Here is an 18,863-nt window from a genome sequence, read left to right as displayed (position 1 = left end):
TCCAAGTTTATTCGAAGGTCAACCTTTTAAGCCGGTGGTGGCGATGCCTTCCACGAAATATTTCTGGGCGAAGAAGAAGATCAGGATCGGAGGCAGCATGGTCACCACCGACATAGCCATCACCTTGTCCCAGCTGACCGCCGCTCCGACGTCGAGGTCGATCCGCAGCCCCAGGGCCAGTGGATATTTGGCGACGCTGCTGATATAGATCAATGGGTTGAAAAAGTCGTTCCAGGCCCAGATGAAATCGAAGATGGCGGCGGAAAAGAGCGCCGGCTTGGCCAGGGGCAACAGGATTCGGTAGAGAATCTGGAAGCTGTTGCAGCCGTCGATCTCCGCCGATTCATCCAGCTCGCGCGGGAGCCCCCGCATGAATTGGACCAGCATGAAGATGAAGAAGGACTGTGTCGCCAGGAGCTCCGGCGCGTAAAACGGCAGAAAAGTGTCCAGCCAGCCCAGGTTCTTGAAGATCATGTAGCGGGGGATGATGATGACCGTCTTGGGCAGCATCAACGTGGCGATCATCAGCGCGAACAAGGGCTTTTTGAACGGAAAGCGGAACCGCGAAAAGCCGTAGGCCGTCAGAAAACTGGAGAGCAGGCAGAAGAAGACCGACGGCACCACCATCTTGATGGTGTTTATAAAAAAGTTGCTGTAGGTCTGTTGGCCCAACCCGACCCAGCCCCGGATATACGCGTCGAAATTGATTCGGGAAGGAATCAGTTGAAAGGAGTTGAAAATCTCAGCGTTCGACTTGAAAGAACCGCTGACCAACCAGAGTAACGGGTAGATCATCAGCAAACCCAGCAGGCTGATGAGAATATAAGTGGTTGCGGTGGCTACTATTTTTTTCTGCATTAAAAATCACCCGCATCTTCATAATGGACCCACATGGAGGAGGACTTAAAGATCACCACGGTAAAGATCATGATCACGATAAAGAGGACCCAGGATAAGGCCGAGGCGTATCCCATCTTGAGATAATCGAAGCCGTACTGGTAGATCATATAACCGTAGAGATAAGTGGATTTCAACGGTCCGCCGTTGGTGATGACGAAGGCGGCGGTGAATTCCTGGAACGCGTTCACCATCTGCATAATCAGGTTAAACAGGATAATCGGCGTCAACTGCGGAATGGTGATGTGGAAGAACATTCGCAGCCGGGAGGCGCCGTCCACCCGGCCCGCCTCGTACAGTTCGGCGGGGATCTGTTTCAAGCCCGCCAGGAACAGGACCATCGAGGAGCCGAACTGCCAGACCTGGAGCAGGCTGATGGTGGTGAGCGCCATACCCGGATCGCCCAGCCAATTGTGGCCGGGAATTCCGAGGAAGGACAGGTAATGATTGACCACGCCCTCGCTCATGAACAGCAGTTTCCAGAGGATCGCCAGGGCCACGCTGCCGCCGAGGATCGACGGGAGATAATAGACGGTCCGGAAAAAATTGATCCCGCGCAGCTTTTGGTTCATAATCATGGCCACGATCAAGGCAAACGCGATTTTAGCGGGAACGGCGGCCAGAACATAGATGAAAGTCACCCTGAAAGACTGCCAGAAATCCGCGTTGGCGGTGAACATCTGGATGAAGTTGTCGAGGCCGATAAAACGGGGCTCGCGGAACAGATTCAAGTCGGTCAGCGAGTACCAGAACGAAATCAGAAACGGGTAGAGTTGTAACGTCAGGAAACCGATCAGCCACGGCGCGATATAGGCCAAGCCGATGTACTGGTGCGCCTTTTTTACCTTGCTTTTGCCGGCATTTGCTAAACTCATCGCTTTGCTCCATTTCCAAATAGGTTGCAGCCCTGGGGCTTGCGGCCTATTTTCTTGATCCGGAGTTGAGGTGTTCCTCAGGTCGCTGCCGCTGCTACCGAATACTTCACGGCAGGGCTTTCTTGGGCTCCGGGGGTTTGTCGGGTGTTTCCATCCGGAGAGGATGGTTGAATCTTTGGCTACCGTTTTGGCATTTTATAAGATAGGTGCTGTCAGCATTGACGGAGACAGCACCTATCCTTTGAAACGACTGCTTGACTTAGGGGGAAAAGCTTACCGTTGCGACTTCAGCTCCGCCAACTTGGCCCGGGTGTCCCGCAGCATCTGGGTCGCAGCTTCGTCCGGGGAGAGTTTGTTATAGCCCACCAGCTGGATGTACTCCTCGAAAGTGGTGGTCAGCTCTTTGTTGGTGGAAAGGTCGTTCTCGGGAGGACCGGCGTTCTTCACCGCCAGGTTGATCCCTTTGGCCATGTTGGAATCGAGGAGCTTATTCTGTTCCAGCGTCTTGATGGCCGAGGTGGTGGCGGGGATGCCCCGTTCGGTCTTGAGGGCGACGGCCGCCTCTTTGCTATTGAAGAACCAGTTCAGGAAGTGGGCGGCTTCTTTGGCATTGCCCGATTTTTTGTTGATGACCAGCAATTGCGAAGGCCGGACGGTGATGCCGGAGATCTTGGCGCCTCTCATCAGCGCGGGCAGCATCGCTTCGAGCTTCATTTTGCCGTCGAGATAGTATTGGGCGATGGTCGAGACGTAAATCTGATTGATGCCGATCTGGCCATTGGCCCATCTCGGGTTCTGCTCGGACTTTAGGTTGAAAAGGATTGAATCCTTGAGCGGCAAGATGGCGCCGCTGGATTGGAGTTTTTGATAGTAGGCGAAGGCCGCGGCCAGGCCGGCTTTGTCAAAGCCGGGGGTATAGTCGGCATTGATCCAGTACTTGGCGCCGGTATGCTGTTTGACGTGCATGATGATCATCTGTTGAATCTGGGTCAGGTCCATGTCCAAGAGATAATCGTTGCTGTTTTGACGGTGGACCTTCGCGCCGACTTCCACCAGCTTATCCCAGTCCCAACGGGTATTGAGCGAAATCTTGTGTTTGGCCATGAAATCGGTGTTGGCCACATAAATCAGGCCGTTCATGCCGGTCGGCAATCCCACCAGCTTCTTATCCCATTCGCACTGGCTCTTGAGGAAGTTTTTGTTGAAACCGTTCAGCTTCAGCTCCTTGAACCGGTACAGATCGGCGAAGAGATCGCCCTGGGACATGAGATCGGCCACCCACGGCTGGTCGATCTGAATGATATCGGCGGCGGTTCCGCCCACCAATTGGGTGAGCAGCTTCTGTTGGTAGCCGCTGAAGCCGCCGTACTCGCCGATGATCTTGACGCCGGGATTTTTCTTCATATACAGTTCAATGGCGTCAATGGTGGCTTTGTGCCGGGTTTCGCCGCCCCACCACATGAACCGCAAGGTTTTCTGCGGCGCGGCATAGCTCGACATGCTGCCGAACAGCACTGCGAAGAGACAAACAACCAGGATCGCTTTGAATGAATGTTTCAAGACCTTACCTCCCTTAATATTTGTTGATGTAATCGTAACAAATTATTCGGCTGGATTTAAGGGGCCGGGCTTTGGATAAGGTATCATTTGTTAGGGCGATTCGGAGACGGCGTATCTTTTTTTAACAAAAAGTATCATTAATTGTGTTTGGTAATGCTTCCAATATCCGAAAGCAGGATTTGCGGGAGTCGATGCTAAATATTGAATGATTAAACCGTTACAATTCAAATTTTTGCGAGGGACGGGATGCATCGCGGCAGGCCCGGAGGTGCGGGGGCCATCATGGGAGGGGAAGAGCGTGTATCGACTGATAATCGTGGATGACGAAGCGGAGATCCGGGCGGGCTTATGCAATTATTTCCCCTGGAACCAATTGGGCTTCGAGGTGGCGGGCCAGTTTGAGAACGGCCTGCAGGCCTTGGAATATATCGAAAGCTGCCCGGTGGATGTCCTGCTGTGCGATATCAGGATGCCCTTCATGAGCGGCCTGGAACTGGCCAAGGAATTGAACGCCCGCGGCTCGCAGGTGAAGATCCTGCTGCTCAGCGGCTACCGGGAGTTCGATTACGCACGGGAAGCGCTGGAGTACGGCGTCAAGGACTACATCATTAAGCCCACCAAATACGATGAATTGATCAAGTCGTTTTCCAAGATCAAGGCCGAACTCGATCGGGAAAAGGCCCCCAAGGAGCCGGCGGAGAAGGCGGGCGAGGGGATCGGCTATAACGAAAAGGTGATCGCGACCGTGAAGAACTATCTCCAGGATAATTTCCAAACCGCCACGCTGGAGGAGGCGGCCCAACTGGTCCACATGAACCCGTTTTATCTGAGTAAATTCTTTAAGGATAAGACGGGCGAGAATTTTTCGGATTTTCTGATCGCCGTCCGCATGGAGCGGGCCGCCCGGTTTTTGAACGATATCGCCTATAAGACCTATGAGATCAGCGAGATGGTCGGCTACAGCAATCCCAAGAACTTTACCCGCACCTTTAAGAAGTATTTCGGGAAAACCCCCAAGGAGTTCCGGAATTTTTCGTAACGCCCCTCCCGGCCCGAGCGCGGGCAGGCGCGGCGAATCTATGGCAAAGCAGGTTGTGGAATGGAGATCAAAACCAATACCTTTAAAAAGAATCTGATCCTCTTTCTGGTGCCGCTGTTGATCCCGCTGTTACTGCTGGGCGCTTTTTCCATCATCATCACCCGGCATTACGTGCAGGACGAGATCAACCAGAACAACTTCAACCTGTTGCAGCAGACCAAGAAGAACCTGGACCTGATCTTCGACGAGCTGGACTCGCTCAATTTGAGCCTGGGCATGAACCCGGAGATCCTGGTGGCCTTGAAGCGCATCTTCGACGCCTCCGACTCCAAGGTGAGCTTGGAAGACTACCATTCGCTCCAGACCATCGCCAATTTCATCGGCGCTCCGGCTAATGCCCGGCCTTATATCCATTCGATCTATGTCTATTTCGACAACCGGCAGCGCAAGATGCTGACTACCATCGACGGCCTGACCAGCGTGGACCGATTCTTCGACCGGACCTGGTATCAGAGCTATCTCCGGAACCAGTCCAACGGCCTGAACTTCTGGTCCGAGGCCCGGCAGGTCCGGGAGTATCCCTTCAAAAAAAACCCCACCGAGGTCTGGACGATCTACCGCAAGGTCTACTCCACCTCCGGGTCGAAGAAGAGCATCGGCGTGATCGTCTTGAACATCTATACCGATTACTTGCGGCAGTCCTTCGAGACAGTGGAGATCCCCCCCAGCCAGGTCTTCCTGATCGTCGACGAGGACGACCGGGTGGTTTTCAGCAACAAACCGGTGGACTCCCTGGAACGGGAGTGGGTCGACCGGTGCGTCGCCAAGCGCGATTCGTCGCCGTTGCGCTTCGGCGGGGTCTCCTACGCGGTCTCCCAGATCGATTCCGAGAAGTACCGGCTCCGCTATATCTCGGTGATCCCCCACAAGGTGCTGTACAAGGTGCCGACGGAATTGCAAAGCCTGACCGCGCTGCTTCTGGCGGTCTCGTTCGGCCTGGGGCTGCTCCTGACCTACTACCTGACCAAGAAGAACCACCACCAGGTCCAGGAGATCATCGCTATCATCGACGCGGTTCGGAACGGCCGGCCGTTCCCCAGGTTTCCCTCGACGATCAAGGACGAATACAGCTATATCACGCACAATATCCTGAAGACCTTCATCGAGCAGAACTACCTGAAGATCCAGCTGTCGGAGCGGAAATACCGGCTGCAATTCATGGAGCTCCTGGCGCTGCAAGCGCAGATCAATCCCCATTTTCTCTTCAATACCCTGGAGACGCTGAAGTGGAAGATCTTTCAGTTCACCGGCAAGCCCAACGAGGCCACCGAGATGCTGGAGGACCTGGCGGAGATTCTCCATTACTCGTTGGAGTCGCCCGGCCGGAAGGTCACGATCGAAGAGGAGATCCACAACACCCAGAATTACCTCGAGATCCAGAAGATTCGCTACCGCAACAAGTTCGATATCATCTGGGAGTACGACGAGGACGTCAAAACCTTGCCCATCATCCGCCTGCTCTTCCAGCCGCTGCTGGAGAACAGCATCTATCACGGGATCAAGGAGAAACCGGGCCCGAGCCTGATCAAGATCAAGATCCGGCGGCAAGGCGCGTTCCTGAGGATCGCGGTGATCGACAACGGCCTGGGGATGACCGGGGAAAAGCTGCGACAGATCCGGTGGAATCTGGACTCCGCCAAATACGACGGGCCCAGCATCGGCCTTTACAACACCAATAAGCGGTTGCTGTTGACCTATGGCCCGGCCAGCGCCATCCGGATCCGCAGCAAATTCCACGGCGGGACGGCCATTGATTTCCGGGTGCCGCTGGCCGGGGCGGAAGAGGCGCTCCCCTCCCCGCATCCTCTGGCTGAAGAGAGCGCCCTGCCCTTCGGTCCGAGCTAATCGGGACTGACGGCGCCGCGGGGCAACTCCCGGATCCGCCGCAGATAGGCGCTCACCCGTTCATCTTCGGCCTCGGGGTAGGCGTAACCGAAATGGCCGGCCACCTCCCGGGCGGTCCGGCGGAACAGGCCGCAGGCGGTGAAGAGCGCTTCCCAGGTCTCGGCATAGCCGGCCCCGGCATAGGTGGCCAGCAGCGCCCGCCAGCTCTCCCCGGGTAGATAGCGCTCCAGGTACTTGCCGCATTTTCCGGCGCTCACCGTAAAACCGGTGGCGATGCCCGCCTGCCACTCCAGCATCAGGCGGAGCATCGGGCGGAGGTAGCCGTCCAGATGTTCTTTGGCGTAGAGGATCTCGCGCCGCCATAGCCCTTTGGCCACGTAAACGGCAATCCACCAGAATTCGTTGCAGCAATCGGCGAACTGGACCGGCGACGGCGGCTTTATCCGGTAAGCGGTGTCGTCCGGGGCGGGGAGCTCCGGTAGGCTCCCGTCCTTATCCAGCAGGATGACGGTGAGGCTGTCTTCGCGGCAATACGCTTCCCGCTGGGACAGGGGGATCAGGGTGAGATCGATCCGGTTGCCGTCCCGGAACTGCATCAGGTAGTGGAATCTCCCGTCCGAATCCGATGGCATGAGGGTCATCGTGTCCGGGGTCTGCATGATGATCCGTTCGCCGAAGACATCCACCCAACCCGGGTCCTGAGTGAACGGTTCCACCTCGGTCACCAGGTAGACGATATCGTAGTCCTGCAGGAGATCCCGGGGAGCCCGGGGATTGGCGCGGGAGCCGTTCAGCGCCACCGCCCGGATCCGCTCGTCGGCCCCGGCCACCCGGAGAATCAGTCCCATCATTTCCGCTTCGCTGCGCATTCTGCTTCACTCCTTGCTGTTTTTAACCCTATCTTACCACTGCGGTCAGCCGCGCTCAAACGGTGGGCCGGAGGGCAATGTCATCGCGCGATCGTGGCAAAAGTTTTCCCCTGAAATGAACGCCGGTCGGGCGATTCATCACCCGGCTACAAAGTGGGAGGACCCTAAAGGGTCCTCACGGATTCAGGCGGGGAATCCAGACCGTCATGGCTCCCGGTTCCCGGTTGTCCCAACAATAATAGGGAACCGCCCGCAACCGGACGGGGCGGAGGGCCACGGCCGGTTCGGCGAACCGGTAGAGCCGGTCCGCCCAATTCTCCAGGCTGGGAGCCAGGGCCTCCCCTTCGAGGGCCACGACCCCGCCGCATAAATCGGGGTAAAAACTACCGGTCAAAGGGGCGTTTTCCGGCAAAAGGATCTGCTCCACCGGGACCGCGTGGTCGGCCGCTTCCAGGCAATACAGCAACGGCCCGCGTTGCAAGGCGACCTTTTGGGCGTTCTGCCATACCCGGGGATGGGCCTGGACCCGCTCCGCCGGCATTGCCAGCTCAAGGAGGAGGGAGTCGCCCGGGGACCAGCGCCTGGCGATGACCAGATAACCCTCGGCCAGCGGCGGATCGGCCGGGATGCCGTTGATCCGGAGCTGATGGGAACGGCACCAGCCCGGGAGCCGCAACCGCAATTCGAAATCGGCCGGCTCCGCCAGCTCCAGCGCCAGACTGATCCGCCCTTCCCAGGGATAGTCGCCGGTTTGGCGGAGGGTGAATTCGGCGCCGCCGGCCAGCCGCGCCGTGACGCTGCTTTGGATATACAGATGAACCGCCAGGCCGCCGGGGGACAGGGAATAGATGTAGCCGCCCAGCGAGGCCAGGAGCCGGGCGATATTCGGCGGGCAGCAGGCACACTCGTCCCATTCCCGGCGGTGGCAGTCGCCCTGGCTCTGCAGCGGGTTGTTGTAAAAATATTTCCCGCCGTCCAGCGACACGCCGGCCAGAAAGGCATTGTAAAGCACCCGTTCCATCAGGTCGGCGAAACGGCCTTCCCCGGTCAGCTGCAGCATGCGATGGTTCCAGAAGACCATTCCGACCGCGGCGCAGCTTTCGGCGCAGGCGGTATCGTTGGGCAGATCGTAGTCGCGGGTGAAACCCTCGTTGGCCCGGGAGGGGCCGATGCCGCCGGAGACGTAGAGGCGGCGGGCGGTCACATGGCGCCAGATCCGCCGCAGCGCCTCCAGCAGGGCGGAGTCCCCGGTCTCCTGGGCCAGATCGGCCATGGCGCAATAGAGATAGGTGGCCCGCACCGCATGGCCCACCGCCTCGCTCTGCTCGCGGACGGGCAGGTGATCCTGGGCATAGCGGCCGTCGTACGCTTCATAACTGCCGAAGTGTTTCCGGTTGTTCTGGCCGGGTTTCCCCGGCCGGCCCGCGATCCGCTCCAGCTGCGCCAATTCCAGGCGCAGCCGGGAATCGCTCCGGCCGCGCGCGTTGATGAAGAAAGCCGCCAGATCCAGGTAAGCGGCGGCGCCGGTGAGCCGGTGCAAGCGGATCAAAGCCAGCTCCACCCCGGCGTGGCCGTCGACCGCCTCCAGCTTGCCGGGACCGAACGTCCGGGTCAACAGATCGGCCAGGCGGCGGGCGACATTCAGCAGGTCCGGCCGGCCGGTGGCCTGGAAATGAACCACGCCGGCCTCGATCAGGTGGCCGGCGGTATAGAGCTCATGGCAGACCCCGAAGTTGGTAAAGCGTTTTTCGGGCTCGACCAGCTGGAAATAGGTGTTGAGATAGCCGTCCGCCATTTGGGCGGCGGCGATGAGCCGGATCAGCTCGTCGGTCAGGCGGCGCAGCCGGGGATCGGGGTGGGTCGCCAGGGAGTAGCCGGCCGCCTCCAGCCATTTATAGGCGTCGGAATCGCTGAAGAACAAGCCGTGATAGATCCCGTCCCACGGCTGGTGGACGTTCCGGAAATTGGCGAGGACCCCGGTCTCATTCAAATAATGATACTGCTGAAACAAGGAGCGCCGGCGGTTATTCTCCAAGCGCGGCGTCCAAAAGCGATCGGCGATCGTCACCGCGGTGTGCGGGATCGCCCGCAGAACCGGGGCGATGTGCGACGGGTGATGCATGGCGGACTTCCTTTGCCAGTGGTGATTTTCCGAAAATAAGCGCCGGAACCGGGAGGCCGCGGTGAACACGGCCCGATCCCATTATACCACTGCGGCGGCTCCATCCAGCGACCTTATTTTTGGGCGATCCACACCGTCATTTCGCCGGGCCTGCGGTTGCCCCACAGGCAATACGGCACGGCGCGGATGGGCGCCGCTTGGGAGCCCCCGCCGGCCGGGCGGTACAGCGCCTCGCCCCAGTGCTCGGTGTCGGAGCGCAGGGCCTGGCCGGTGATGGCGACCATGCCGCCCAGCTCTTCCGAGAATTCGCAGGATAGTTGGGCCCCTTCCGGCAGCGCGACATCCCAGAGCCGGCCGCCGTTGTCGACCTCTTCCAGACAATAGACGATCGGCCCCCGCTGGATGGCGACTTTCCCGGCGTCTTCCCGCACCCGGGGATGGGCCCGAATCAATTCGACCGGCATAGCCAGGCGCAGCTCGATCCGGTCGCCCCGGGTCCAGCGGCGGGAGAGCTTCAGATAACCCTTTTCGAGCGGGGGGTTTTCCAGCGGCTGGCCGTTGAGGCGGATTTCGAAATGGCGGCACCAGCCCGGGATGCGCAGGGCGATGGCGAATTCGGCGGGCTGCTCCGGTTCCACCTCCAGGACCGCCTGTTCTTCCCAGGGATAGCGGGTGCGCAGCTCCAGGCCGACCGGCGTGCCGTTCAGGGCGACGCGGATCTGGCTGCCGACGTACAAATGGACATAGAGCGTCTGGTCGTCCAGGGAATAAAGGTACTGTCCCAGCGAGGTGACCAGCCGGGCGATGTTCGGCGGGCAGCAGGCGCAACCGAACCACTGCTGCCGTTCCGGCCGGACGTGCCGGAGGTCGTAACGGCGGGCCGCCGCTTCCGGCTGCACCTCCAGCGGATTGACGTAAAAATACTTGCGGCCGTCCAGGGAAATCCCGCTCAACACTCCGTTGTAGAGCGCCCGTTCCAGCACGTCGGCGTAGCGGCGGTCGGGCTCCAGGAGCAACATCCGCCCAGCCCAGAAGATCAGGCCGATGGCGGCGCAGGTCTCGGCGTAGGCGGTGTCGTTGGGCAGATCATAATCAAAGGTAAACCGTTCTCCGTGGGCTTGGGAGCCGATGGCGCCGGTGATGTACATCCGGCGTCCGGTGACGTTCTCCCATAAGCGCCGCAGGGCCGCGATCAAGCCGGGGTCCCCGGTCTCCAGCGCCAGATCGGCCATGCCCGCATAGAGATACATGGCCCGCACCGCGTGGCCGTCGGCCGCCTGCTGTTCGCGGACGGGAGCGTGGGCCTGATGGTAGTCCGCGGCGAACCAGGGATCGGGGGTCCCGTTGCCGAAGGCCGGTTCGGCCTCGAGAAAACAAGGCTGTTGGCCCCGCTCGTCGACGAAGTATTGGCAGAGCCGCAGATAGCGCTGTTCGCCGGTGGCCCGGTACAGTTTGACCAGGGCCAGCTCGATCTCGGGGTGGCCGCAATAGGCTTTCAGCTTCGAGGCTTCGGGGCCGATGACCGAGTCGATATAGTCGATGGCGCGGCAGACCCGGTCCAGCAGTTTGCGTTTGCCGGTGGCCTGATAGTAGGCGACCGCCGCTTCCGCCAGGTGACCGGCGGAATATAGCTCGTGGCCGAAGGAGAAGTTCTTCCAGCGCTGGTCCGGTTCGGCCACGGTATAATACGTATTCAGATAGCCGTCGGACTGTTGGGCCGCTGCGATGAGTTCGACGAGCTCATCGATGACTGCTTCCAGCCCGGGGTTGGGATGGGCGATCAGGCTGTAGCTCGCCGCCTCGATCCATTTGGCGACATCGCTGTCTTGAAAGACCATGCCCTGGAACCGGCCGTCGGATTTTCCGGCGGCGATGCGCAAGTTTTCCACCGCGTGGCTCGGTTCGGCCCCCGCGATATTGTCGTTCAAGGCATCCCATTGATAGGGGATGACCTCCCGGGCCAACAGGGCGATCCGTTCCGTCCAAAAATGGTCCCGGACCGTAACCGCTTTCAGGGGGATGGTATGCAATCGGTTCTTCATGAAAGTCTGCTCCAGTCGTCGGTATTTGTTTTAGCCTTTGAGCCCGCCCATGGTCAGTCCCTCGATGAAATAGCGCTGCGCCGCGAAGAATAGCAGCACCAGCGGGAGGACCGCCAGGGTCGAGGCGGCCATCAAGGTGTTCCATTCCGCCCGGAACATGGACAGGAACATCTTCAATCCCAGGGAAACCGTGTACAGGTCCTGATTGTTCAGGTACAGCAGCGGGCCCATGAAATCGTTCCAGGAGTTCATAAAGGTGAAGATGGCTACCACCGCCAGGGCCGGCTTGGCCATGGGCGCGATCAACTGAAAGATGATCTGCGGATAGCCCGCGCCATCCACAAAGGCCGCCTCGTCATACTCCATGGGGATGGTTTTAAAGAATTGATGCAGCATAAAGATATAAAAGGCGTTTCCGAAAAAGGCCGGCACGGTCAGGGGCAGGAAGGTATTCAGCCCGCCCAGCCATTTCCACTCGATAAACAACGGGATCATGGTGGCGGCGGAAGGCAGCATCAGCGTGGCCATGCACAGGCCGAACATGATGGTCCGCCCCCGGAAGCGGATCCGGGCGAAGGCATAGGCCATGATGGTGTTGCTGAGTATGGTTCCGGCCAGGTTCAGCAGCACGATCAGGATCGTATTCAGAAAGAAGCGCCCGAAGGGGAGCATGGTAAAGACGTTTCCGTAATTGAGCCATTGCGGTTCGGCCGGCAGCCATTGCGGCGGCATGGAGAAGATCTCCTTCAGCGTCATGAAGGAGCTGCGGATGAGCCACAGAAACGGCGCCGCCGCGAAAAACGCCCCCAGGATCAACAAACCGTAGATGCAAGCCTTGGAAAGCTGTTTGGTCCCTGAAACCATCACTTTTTGCCCTCCCCGTCGTAAAATACCCAAAGGGATGAAGTTTTGAAGATGACGCCGGCAATGACCGCGGTGACGATGAACAGGAACCAGGCCATGGCGCAGGCGTAACCCATGTTGGAGTACATGAAGGCCTGACGGTACAGGTGCAGCACATAAAAGAGCGAGGCGTTGGCCGGCCCGCCGCTGGTCATCAGGTAGGGCTGGGTGAAGGTTTGCAAGCTGCCGATGATGCCGATCACCACATTATAGAAGATCACCGGGCTGCTGAGCGGCAGAATGACGTGAAGGAAACGGTGCCAGGCTTTGCCGCCGTCGATGGCCACCGCCTCCAATAGCTCCGCCGGGATGCTCTGGAGGCCCGCCAAAAAGATAATGATGGTGCTGCCGATCCCCCAGAGGCTCATCAGGATCAGGCTGGGAATGACTGTTTCCGGGCCGAAGACCCACAATTGGGGCGGCAGTCCCAGCCGGTCAAGGATTAGGTTGAACAGGCCGAACTGCTGGTTGAAGAGCCACAGCCACAGGGCCGAGGTGACCGCGATGGGGATCAGGGACGGGATGTAAAACAGGGTGCGGAAGAACTTCATGCCCCGGACCCGGGCATTCAGCAGCATCGCCACCAGGAAGGCGCCGACGATCTGGATGGGAACCCCCACCAAGGTAAAATAGAGGGTGATCCAGACCGACCGCCAGAATAACGGATCGTGGAACATGTCGGCATAATTCTGGGCGCCGACGAATTCGGGCGGCAGAATCATGTCCCAGCGCAGGAAGCTGGTGACCAGGCTCAACCCCAGCGGAAACGCCACCCAGAAGGTCAAGCCGAGGACGGCCGGGGAGATCAGCAGCCACCCCCATAAGTTCTGCTGCCGGGAGAGGAAGCCGCTCCTTTTCAAATTACGTTTGTTGATTTCAGTCTCCAATAGTAAACCACCCTTTCGGACGAGGCGCCGCACCAGCCCCGGGATGAGACCGGCAACCGCGCTGATGAAGCGCCGGAGTTTTGGAAGCCGGGATGTAAAGTCGCTTTCCAATGGATTCGAGCTGAAGAGGTTTAAAACCGACTCTGTCCCTTGCTTCTCATAGTTTTTTTGTTCACTCTAGCCTGCTAGGGCAATATCATGAAGTTATGGCTACAAATCTTGGAATTGAATGAACCCGGGGACCTGAAGCATCGCGAGTGCATCCGGGCCAACCGGGGCATGAATGCCCCGGCTACAAGTGATTTATCGCCTGGTCGACGTCTTGATGACCTTAGCCTGCGGCTCAATCTCATCAAGCTATTGTGGAATGAAAAGGAAAATATATTTCATGACAAGCTACGAACTCCAAAAGCGACCTCTCTCCCGGCCTCTCCCCGGCGATGCCGATTCGAAGAAGAGTATTCGACGGGGAGAGGTGAATCGCCCGAAACTCAGGCCCATTTTTTAGTTCATTGAATGCAGCTTTCAAAGGACCCAAGTTTCAAGCTCCGTCATCCCTCCCCGCCGACAAGACAGCCAGAATTGCCGCGTCGGGGAGGGGCCGGGGGAGAGGTTGGTTTTAGACATCTTAGACTTTCTCATATTTAGCCGTATATTGGGTGGATAGTATTTGACTCCAGAATATGTAATTATCGCTTGATGACCTTAGTCCGTGGCTAGGGATCCCAACGCTTTTAGAAGAACCCCGGGACGCCATCCGGCATCCCGGGGTTCTGGGCGGAAGATCCTCAGAAGCCAGGTGATAAAGTTCTCAAATTCGAATATCACCTTTTCAACACTTTATCACCTGCTTCTCTGAGCTTTTGTGATCGCCTCGGCCTTCGGACGAGGTTTATCACAACGCTTTTAGTAATTGCCTTGCAACAGTTTCAGGCTGAGAACCCGCTTTTTGGCGGCTTTCATGGCTTCGGCGGCGGTTTTCTGGCCGCTCCAGACCAGATCCAGCTCGGGCGCGACCGCCTCGCCCCAGATCCGCGGGAAGTTCTTGACTTTCACTTCCATGTGCACCCGGGCGATTTGCATCGAATCCAGCACCGCTTCCTTGAATCCGGCGGGATGAACCGGATTGTCGGTCCATTTCTTCAGGTCGGCCGGATTGGTGTACCAGGAGGCTTTGGTGGGCAGCCACAGGCCACTGGTGTAGAGGTCCAGCGTCTTGTCGGGGTTCATCATCCATTTGTGCAGTTCCCAGGCTTCCTTGGGATGCTTGGTGGACTTAAAGATGACCGAGGCGCCGCTGACATACATCTGGGCCGGCTTTTTGAAGATCGGCAGGGCGCCGATGCCCAGCGGGAAGTTCATTTTGGCCAGGTCCAGCAGTTCCCATTGGCCGGTGACGTAGAAGCCGAGCTGCCCGTTGGCCAGCATCACCGGCGGAGCGGGCAGGCCCGCGCCGGAGGTCGAGGAAGGATTGGTATAGGCGAAGACGTGGTCTTTATTGATCAAGTCGGCCAGTTTTTGGAGGACTTCCACCGACTCCGGCCGGTCCAGCTTGAATTGTTTGCCGTCGGGGGAGATGAAATCGCCGTTGTTGCTCCAGATCGCCGGCAGCAGCATGGCGTGCCACAGTTGGTAGCTCACCCCGTAGCAAGTGATCTTGCCGGGATCGAAGCCGCTCTCGCCGGGATGTTTGCCGTTCCGGTCGGTGGTGATCTTTTTGCAGTACTCGACGAACTGATTCCAGCTCCAGCCTTTGCGGTAATCGGTCGGAGGCAGCGGCACGCCCGCCTTTTGGAGGACGTCTTTATTGTAGAACAGGACCTGGCATTCGGCGGCGGAATAGGAGCCGTAGACTTTGTTCTTGACCTTCAGCCAGACTTGGGGCAGAACGGCCTTCTCCAGCTTCTCTTTTTGGATGAGCGGGCTCAGATTCATGAACAGTCCGGCCGTGGCCCAGCTCCCGAAGTGATCGGGGCGGAAGTAGCCGAGATCGGGCAGCTCGCCGGCTTGGGAGAGCGCCTTGATCTTGGCGGCGTATTCGGTGCCGGTGATGTCGCCCGGGATATACATCGGCTCGACGGTGATCCCCGGATGCGCGGCTTCAAAATTCTTGAAGGCCTCTTTCAACACCCTGTCCTCGGCGGGGCTTCCCCAATAACAGTAAGTGAGCTTGACCGGGCCGGCGGCGGAGATGACCGGCATGACCAGTACCGCGATGAACAAGAATGTCAATCCAACCATAAAACTTCTCTTCATCAACTTTGTACCCCCATTTCTTTTTCGATTCCCGCCTTCCCTCTGCAGCGGGCCAGCGGGAATTCCGTCCGGAAACAACCCTTTGAGCGGCTGAACCATGGCCCATTTCATTTAACGGTAACATATTTGTTACGATTTTATTATACTCATGCTGGCTGCGGAAAGAAATCTCCCAAACCATGACAAAATGTGACGGATTCCGACGGAATCGGGAGCGCGGCCCGGCGTAACCGGGCAAAAAAGAATTTCGCTATTCCAAAGATCTTATGTATAATAGGGATGATGGAACGAACGCGGAAGTGTCTTTTTCCGCTTTGTTTGGCGGCCATGGGAGACGGTCTTTCTCGCGAAGCTGGATTGTGAGCAGTTCGGTAGCTAAGGGGGAGCTTGGCCGAACCGTGCTTTTCGTTTCAAGCTATTCATCTTATCCCGGTTATCCCGGCGAAACCGAAACCAAACAAAGTCGTGAAGTTCAATCTATGAATCAAGGAAATATGTTGCTATGATTTTGAATGTACAAAGACTTGTTGCAACATATATAGCTCAGTAGGCGGATGGATAAATCGAACTCACCCCCTAGCGACTTTTGGCGGATTTTGATTGACCCTACCCGCCCCCTCTCTTTCTGACAAGACAGGCCTGGTAAACCGCCTAAAAAGAGAGGGGGACCGAGGGGGTGAGTTCAGTTCAGAATTTCAGCTTCAATTCCGTAGGTATCATTTTTTGACATGGCTCCGTTGAGTATCATGCGGTAATTCATTAGGTATATCCGAGTTTTGCACTTGTGAACCCCCGGCCTCCGGTCGGGGATTCCACAAGGATTCTGGAAAGGAGCCGCATGCCCTATCTTTTTTGTCCGTTTCAACCCGCGCCGCACGCCGACAACGGCGGCTGCGCCATTCTTCCGTCGGGCTGGCGCCACCCGCGCCGCCGGCTCGATTCGTCCGTGATGATTCTGGGGCGGAAAGGCAATGTGACATTGACCGATAACGGCGTCCCGCTGGAGATCCGGCCCAACCGGCTGGTGTTGCTGCCGGCGGAGCACCTGCACGACGGCGCCGCGCCCATCGCCGCGCCGGCTTCTTATTACTGGCTGCATTTCCGGTTGCCCGGCCCGCCGAGCCTGCTCTCGGCGGAAGAGGTCGCTCCCATCCTCAGCAACCAGATCGTCACCCGCCTGCGTCTGAACGAGGCGGCGTTGATACCCATGGAATTGGACCTGGGCGACGCCGACCGCATCGCCTTGCTCTTCCGCGAACTCCTGAACGAACAGGAACGGCCCTCCTACACGAAATGGCAGTTTCAATTGCTGTTTCAAAACCTGCTGATCCGGATCACCGAAGAGACGATCAACTCCTATCATCCCCCGGATACCCTTTCGGCCGGTTCCAGCCTGGTCTACGAGGCGGTCGGCACCATCAATGCGCAGCTGACCGACCCCAATCTTTCGGTCAAATCCATTGCCGGCTATCTCAATCACAACCCCGATTACATCGGCCGCCAGTTCCGGTCGGTGATGGGCATGTCGGTGGGCAACTACATCTTGCAGCAGCGGTTGAAGCTGGCCGAACAATTGCTCCAGGAGACCCACCAGCCGGTCCAGCAGATCGCCAGTCAGACCGGGTTCGCCTCGCTCCGCCACTTCCTGCGCCAGTTCCGGAAGGAGCGCGGCATGACCCCCTCGGAATTGCGCCGCCGCTATCAGGCGATGCACATCAATATCCGCTGAAGGATGGGCTAGGCCTAGTCAAAATTTTGTGGATCAACGTTTGGGTTGAGGAGCTGAAAGAGATCGTTTTGTGAATCACCGATCTCTTTTGGTGACTGAAAGAGCTCTTTCAATCGCCGAGTAAGCTCTTTTTGTGGAAAAAGAGCTTGTTCAGTCGCTCAGCAAGCTTGTTTTGTGAATGAATGAGCTCTTTTTGTGAATAAACAAGCTCGCTCAGTCATTCAGCAAGCTCTTTTTGTGGATAAGCGAGCTCATTTTGTGACTGAATGAGCTCTTTTTCGGAAGAATGAGCTCATTCAGTCGTTGAACAAGCTCATTTTGTGAATAAATGAGTTCTTTTTGTGAATAAGTGTTCTATTCCTGTGGATAAACGGGATTGTTGAATGGGGTTAATGAATTTTGGCTGTGGATAAGTCGGGGAAGTACAGTTAAACCGCATAAAGTCAAGGGAGAGTAGTGGGATGGAACAACCATGAACCACGCCGGTTGGTCCGGCCGGTGAGTTGCATGGGATTGAATTTCCGCAATTGTCATCCGGAGTAGAGCCTGCCGGGAGTGCGGCGATCGGCAATGACATGAGAGCTGAAAAAGGGATAAAGACCTCGCTCATTCGGGAGTGAGGCTTTTTAGATCCTAAAAATTTATGGAATATGGGTTTGCAATTGGAAATAATACAGCTTTGAACGAGGACTGCTTTTTCATCCAAAATTTGCTATAATTGCCTTAGGGGTTTTGGAGCGGCGCTTCTTTCGAAGGTTAGTTCAGCCTGTATAAAGCTTATAGGCTGAATACACTTCCGAAAGGAGGTGGTGGGATTGGAAACCGTTTTGAAGGTCCTGGAGAAACTGCTCAAGGTACTCATCGATCTGGTCACCTGGCGACAGGAGTGCTGGCTCTGTATGGTACTTGGAAAGGACTTCATGATCCTGAAAAGCGGAAAACGACCCAGCCCACGAGTCGTTTTCCAAAATCCCGAAGCAAGAGGGGGTCTTAGGACCCTCTCCCTTTTCTATTATAGTATCAAATTACACTTTTTTATTCAAGTTATAGTTAGAAGCCATGTGATAAAGTCTTTCAAATTAGAAATTCTCTTGCTATATAAGCCATCTACTGATTTTCCCCCTATCCCCTCCCCGGCGGTTTTCATCCGTGAACCGCCGGATTATATCTTTCCTGGATATGGCCCGGCGAAGCTATTTCTGGGGTTTTCTCTCCGGCCGAATTTTCCGTAGTTGATTCGCGTAAAGACTTACCTTTTGGCATCAAACATTGGCCCTGGTTTCAAACGATTGACCCCTCCCCGTCGAATGAGCCCTCAAAATTTACTGCACCGGGGAGGGGAGCGGGGAGAGGTCGCTTTTGGGCTTACTTCATCGCTACATTGAACTCCCCGTTCTTTTTGGTTCCGGCTTCGCCGGGATAGATTGAATTAAATTTCAAATATCCATCATGTCCCGTAAGCCTTCCATAGTGGAAACATGAAGGAATTTAATTCAACTTACTCAACTTTCGCAGATCAAATATACCAGTAAACCCTCGAAATCATAAGGTATAGCATCATATCAACAGGTATCTTGACATATTAAAACAAGTAACTGAGCTTCCATGTGAAGTGAAAAAAGAAAGCAATAATTTAGGGTTCGCTGAACAGGGGAAAACGCCCTCAAAAAGCCGATTCAGCGAACCCCCCAAGTTCCATGAGCAAGCCCAAAACGGACCTTGAAAAAAATGAACCAAAGAAGCCGGAGCCTCTTTTCGAGGTTCATCACCAACAATTGC

General features: G+C 57.0%; 14 protein-coding genes. 4 read left to right on the top strand and 10 right to left on the bottom strand.

Annotated elements, in window-relative coordinates; genetic code table 11:
• Positions 1-18: 18 nt before the first annotated feature.
• From EDC14_RS09815 to EDC14_RS09805, 3 genes are all read right to left on the bottom strand, one after another.
• Positions 19-858, bottom strand: coding sequence for a carbohydrate ABC transporter permease (locus EDC14_RS09815; RefSeq protein WP_132014114.1), 840 nt, complete (start codon positions 856-858; stop codon positions 19-21).
• Complete coding sequence (locus EDC14_RS09810; protein ID WP_132014113.1) at positions 858-1,772, bottom strand: carbohydrate ABC transporter permease; 915 nt, start codon at positions 1,770-1,772, stop codon at positions 858-860. Before EDC14_RS09810 ends, EDC14_RS09815 begins: the two co-directional genes overlap by 1 nt.
• Positions 1,773-2,045: 273 nt before the next feature.
• Complete coding sequence (locus EDC14_RS09805) at positions 2,046-3,332, bottom strand: ABC transporter substrate-binding protein (RefSeq protein WP_132014112.1); 1,287 nt, start codon at positions 3,330-3,332, stop codon at positions 2,046-2,048.
• Positions 3,333-3,630: 298 nt separating this feature from the next.
• On the opposite strand from EDC14_RS09805, the gene EDC14_RS09800 reads away from it, so the two are divergent.
• Both EDC14_RS09800 and EDC14_RS09795 read left to right on the top strand, forming a co-directional pair.
• A complete protein-coding gene (locus EDC14_RS09800; RefSeq protein ID WP_132014111.1) occupies positions 3,631-4,371 on the top strand; it encodes a response regulator transcription factor in 741 nt (246 codons plus the stop codon).
• A gap of 60 nt (positions 4,372-4,431) precedes the next feature.
• Positions 4,432-6,276: a sensor histidine kinase gene (locus tag EDC14_RS09795; RefSeq protein ID WP_132014110.1), complete on the top strand. Its 1,845-nt coding sequence runs from the start codon at positions 4,432-4,434 to the stop codon at positions 6,274-6,276.
• Here the strand turns inward: EDC14_RS09795 and EDC14_RS09790 are convergent.
• The 6 genes from EDC14_RS09790 to EDC14_RS09765 all read right to left on the bottom strand — a co-directional run bounded on the left by EDC14_RS09790 (position 6,273) and on the right by EDC14_RS09765 (position 15,355).
• Positions 6,273-7,145, bottom strand: a complete 873-nt coding sequence (locus EDC14_RS09790; protein ID WP_132014109.1) for an aminoglycoside 6-adenylyltransferase — start codon at positions 7,143-7,145, stop codon at positions 6,273-6,275. The genes EDC14_RS09795 and EDC14_RS09790 overlap by 4 nt on opposite strands.
• A 175-nt stretch (positions 7,146-7,320) precedes the next feature.
• Positions 7,321-9,267: a glycoside hydrolase family 127 protein gene (locus EDC14_RS09785; protein ID WP_132014108.1), complete on the bottom strand. Its 1,947-nt coding sequence runs from the start codon at positions 9,265-9,267 to the stop codon at positions 7,321-7,323.
• Between the two features lie 113 nt (positions 9,268-9,380).
• Positions 9,381-11,309: a glycoside hydrolase family 127 protein gene (locus EDC14_RS09780; RefSeq protein WP_132014107.1), complete on the bottom strand. Its 1,929-nt coding sequence runs from the start codon at positions 11,307-11,309 to the stop codon at positions 9,381-9,383.
• Positions 11,310-11,339: 30 nt separating this feature from the next.
• Complete coding sequence (locus tag EDC14_RS09775; protein WP_132014209.1) at positions 11,340-12,173, bottom strand: carbohydrate ABC transporter permease; 834 nt, start codon at positions 12,171-12,173, stop codon at positions 11,340-11,342.
• A complete protein-coding gene (locus tag EDC14_RS09770; RefSeq protein WP_243662879.1) occupies positions 12,173-13,099 on the bottom strand; it encodes a carbohydrate ABC transporter permease in 927 nt (308 codons plus the stop codon). Before EDC14_RS09770 ends, EDC14_RS09775 begins: the two co-directional genes overlap by 1 nt.
• Before the next feature lie 906 nt (positions 13,100-14,005).
• Positions 14,006-15,355: an ABC transporter substrate-binding protein gene (locus tag EDC14_RS09765; RefSeq protein WP_165907918.1), complete on the bottom strand. Its 1,350-nt coding sequence runs from the start codon at positions 15,353-15,355 to the stop codon at positions 14,006-14,008.
• Positions 15,356-16,193: 838 nt separating this feature from the next.
• Between EDC14_RS09765 and EDC14_RS09760 the strand changes: the two genes are divergently transcribed.
• A complete protein-coding gene (locus EDC14_RS09760; protein WP_132014105.1) occupies positions 16,194-17,084 on the top strand; it encodes a helix-turn-helix transcriptional regulator in 891 nt (296 codons plus the stop codon).
• A gap of 815 nt (positions 17,085-17,899) precedes the next feature.
• Entirely contained in the window at positions 17,900-18,316 is a 417-nt protein-coding gene (locus tag EDC14_RS09755; RefSeq protein WP_132014104.1) for a hypothetical protein, read from the top strand.
• 325 nt (positions 18,317-18,641) lie between these two features.
• On the opposite strand, the gene EDC14_RS27065 is transcribed toward EDC14_RS09755, so the two are convergent.
• A partial coding sequence (locus tag EDC14_RS27065) for a hypothetical protein (RefSeq protein WP_207930730.1) occupies positions 18,642-18,863 on the bottom strand: 222 nt, incomplete at its 5' end.

Source organism: Hydrogenispora ethanolica (assembly GCF_004340685.1).
In the GTDB taxonomy this organism is placed as follows: Bacteria; Bacillota; UBA4882; order UBA8346; family UBA8346; genus Hydrogenispora; species Hydrogenispora ethanolica.
The sequence above is the reverse complement of the archived record's forward strand: the minus strand, read 5'-3'. Positions and strand labels throughout refer to the sequence as shown.

What these genes read in the sequence shown, in the direction of transcription:
- EDC14_RS09790 (WP_132014109.1), bottom strand. Translation starts at nt 7,145, where the DNA reads ATGCGCAGCGAAGCGGAAATGATGGGACTGATTCTCCGGGTGGCCGGG.
- EDC14_RS09760 (WP_132014105.1), top strand. Translation starts at nt 16,194, where the DNA reads ATGCCCTATCTTTTTTGTCCGTTTCAACCCGCGCCGCACGCCGACAAC.
- EDC14_RS09780 (WP_132014107.1), bottom strand. Translation starts at nt 11,309, where the DNA reads ATGAAGAACCGATTGCATACCATCCCCCTGAAAGCGGTTACGGTCCGG.
- EDC14_RS09815 (WP_132014114.1), bottom strand. Translation starts at nt 858, where the DNA reads ATGCAGAAAAAAATAGTAGCCACCGCAACCACTTATATTCTCATCAGC.
- EDC14_RS09765 (WP_165907918.1), bottom strand. Translation starts at nt 15,355, where the DNA reads ATGAAGAGAAGTTTTATGGTTGGATTGACATTCTTGTTCATCGCGGTA.
- EDC14_RS09795 (WP_132014110.1), top strand. Translation starts at nt 4,432, where the DNA reads ATGGAGATCAAAACCAATACCTTTAAAAAGAATCTGATCCTCTTTCTG.
- EDC14_RS09785 (WP_132014108.1), bottom strand. Translation starts at nt 9,267, where the DNA reads ATGCATCACCCGTCGCACATCGCCCCGGTTCTGCGGGCGATCCCGCAC.
- EDC14_RS09775 (WP_132014209.1), bottom strand. Translation starts at nt 12,173, where the DNA reads ATGGTTTCAGGGACCAAACAGCTTTCCAAGGCTTGCATCTACGGTTTG.
- EDC14_RS09810 (WP_132014113.1), bottom strand. Translation starts at nt 1,772, where the DNA reads ATGAGTTTAGCAAATGCCGGCAAAAGCAAGGTAAAAAAGGCGCACCAG.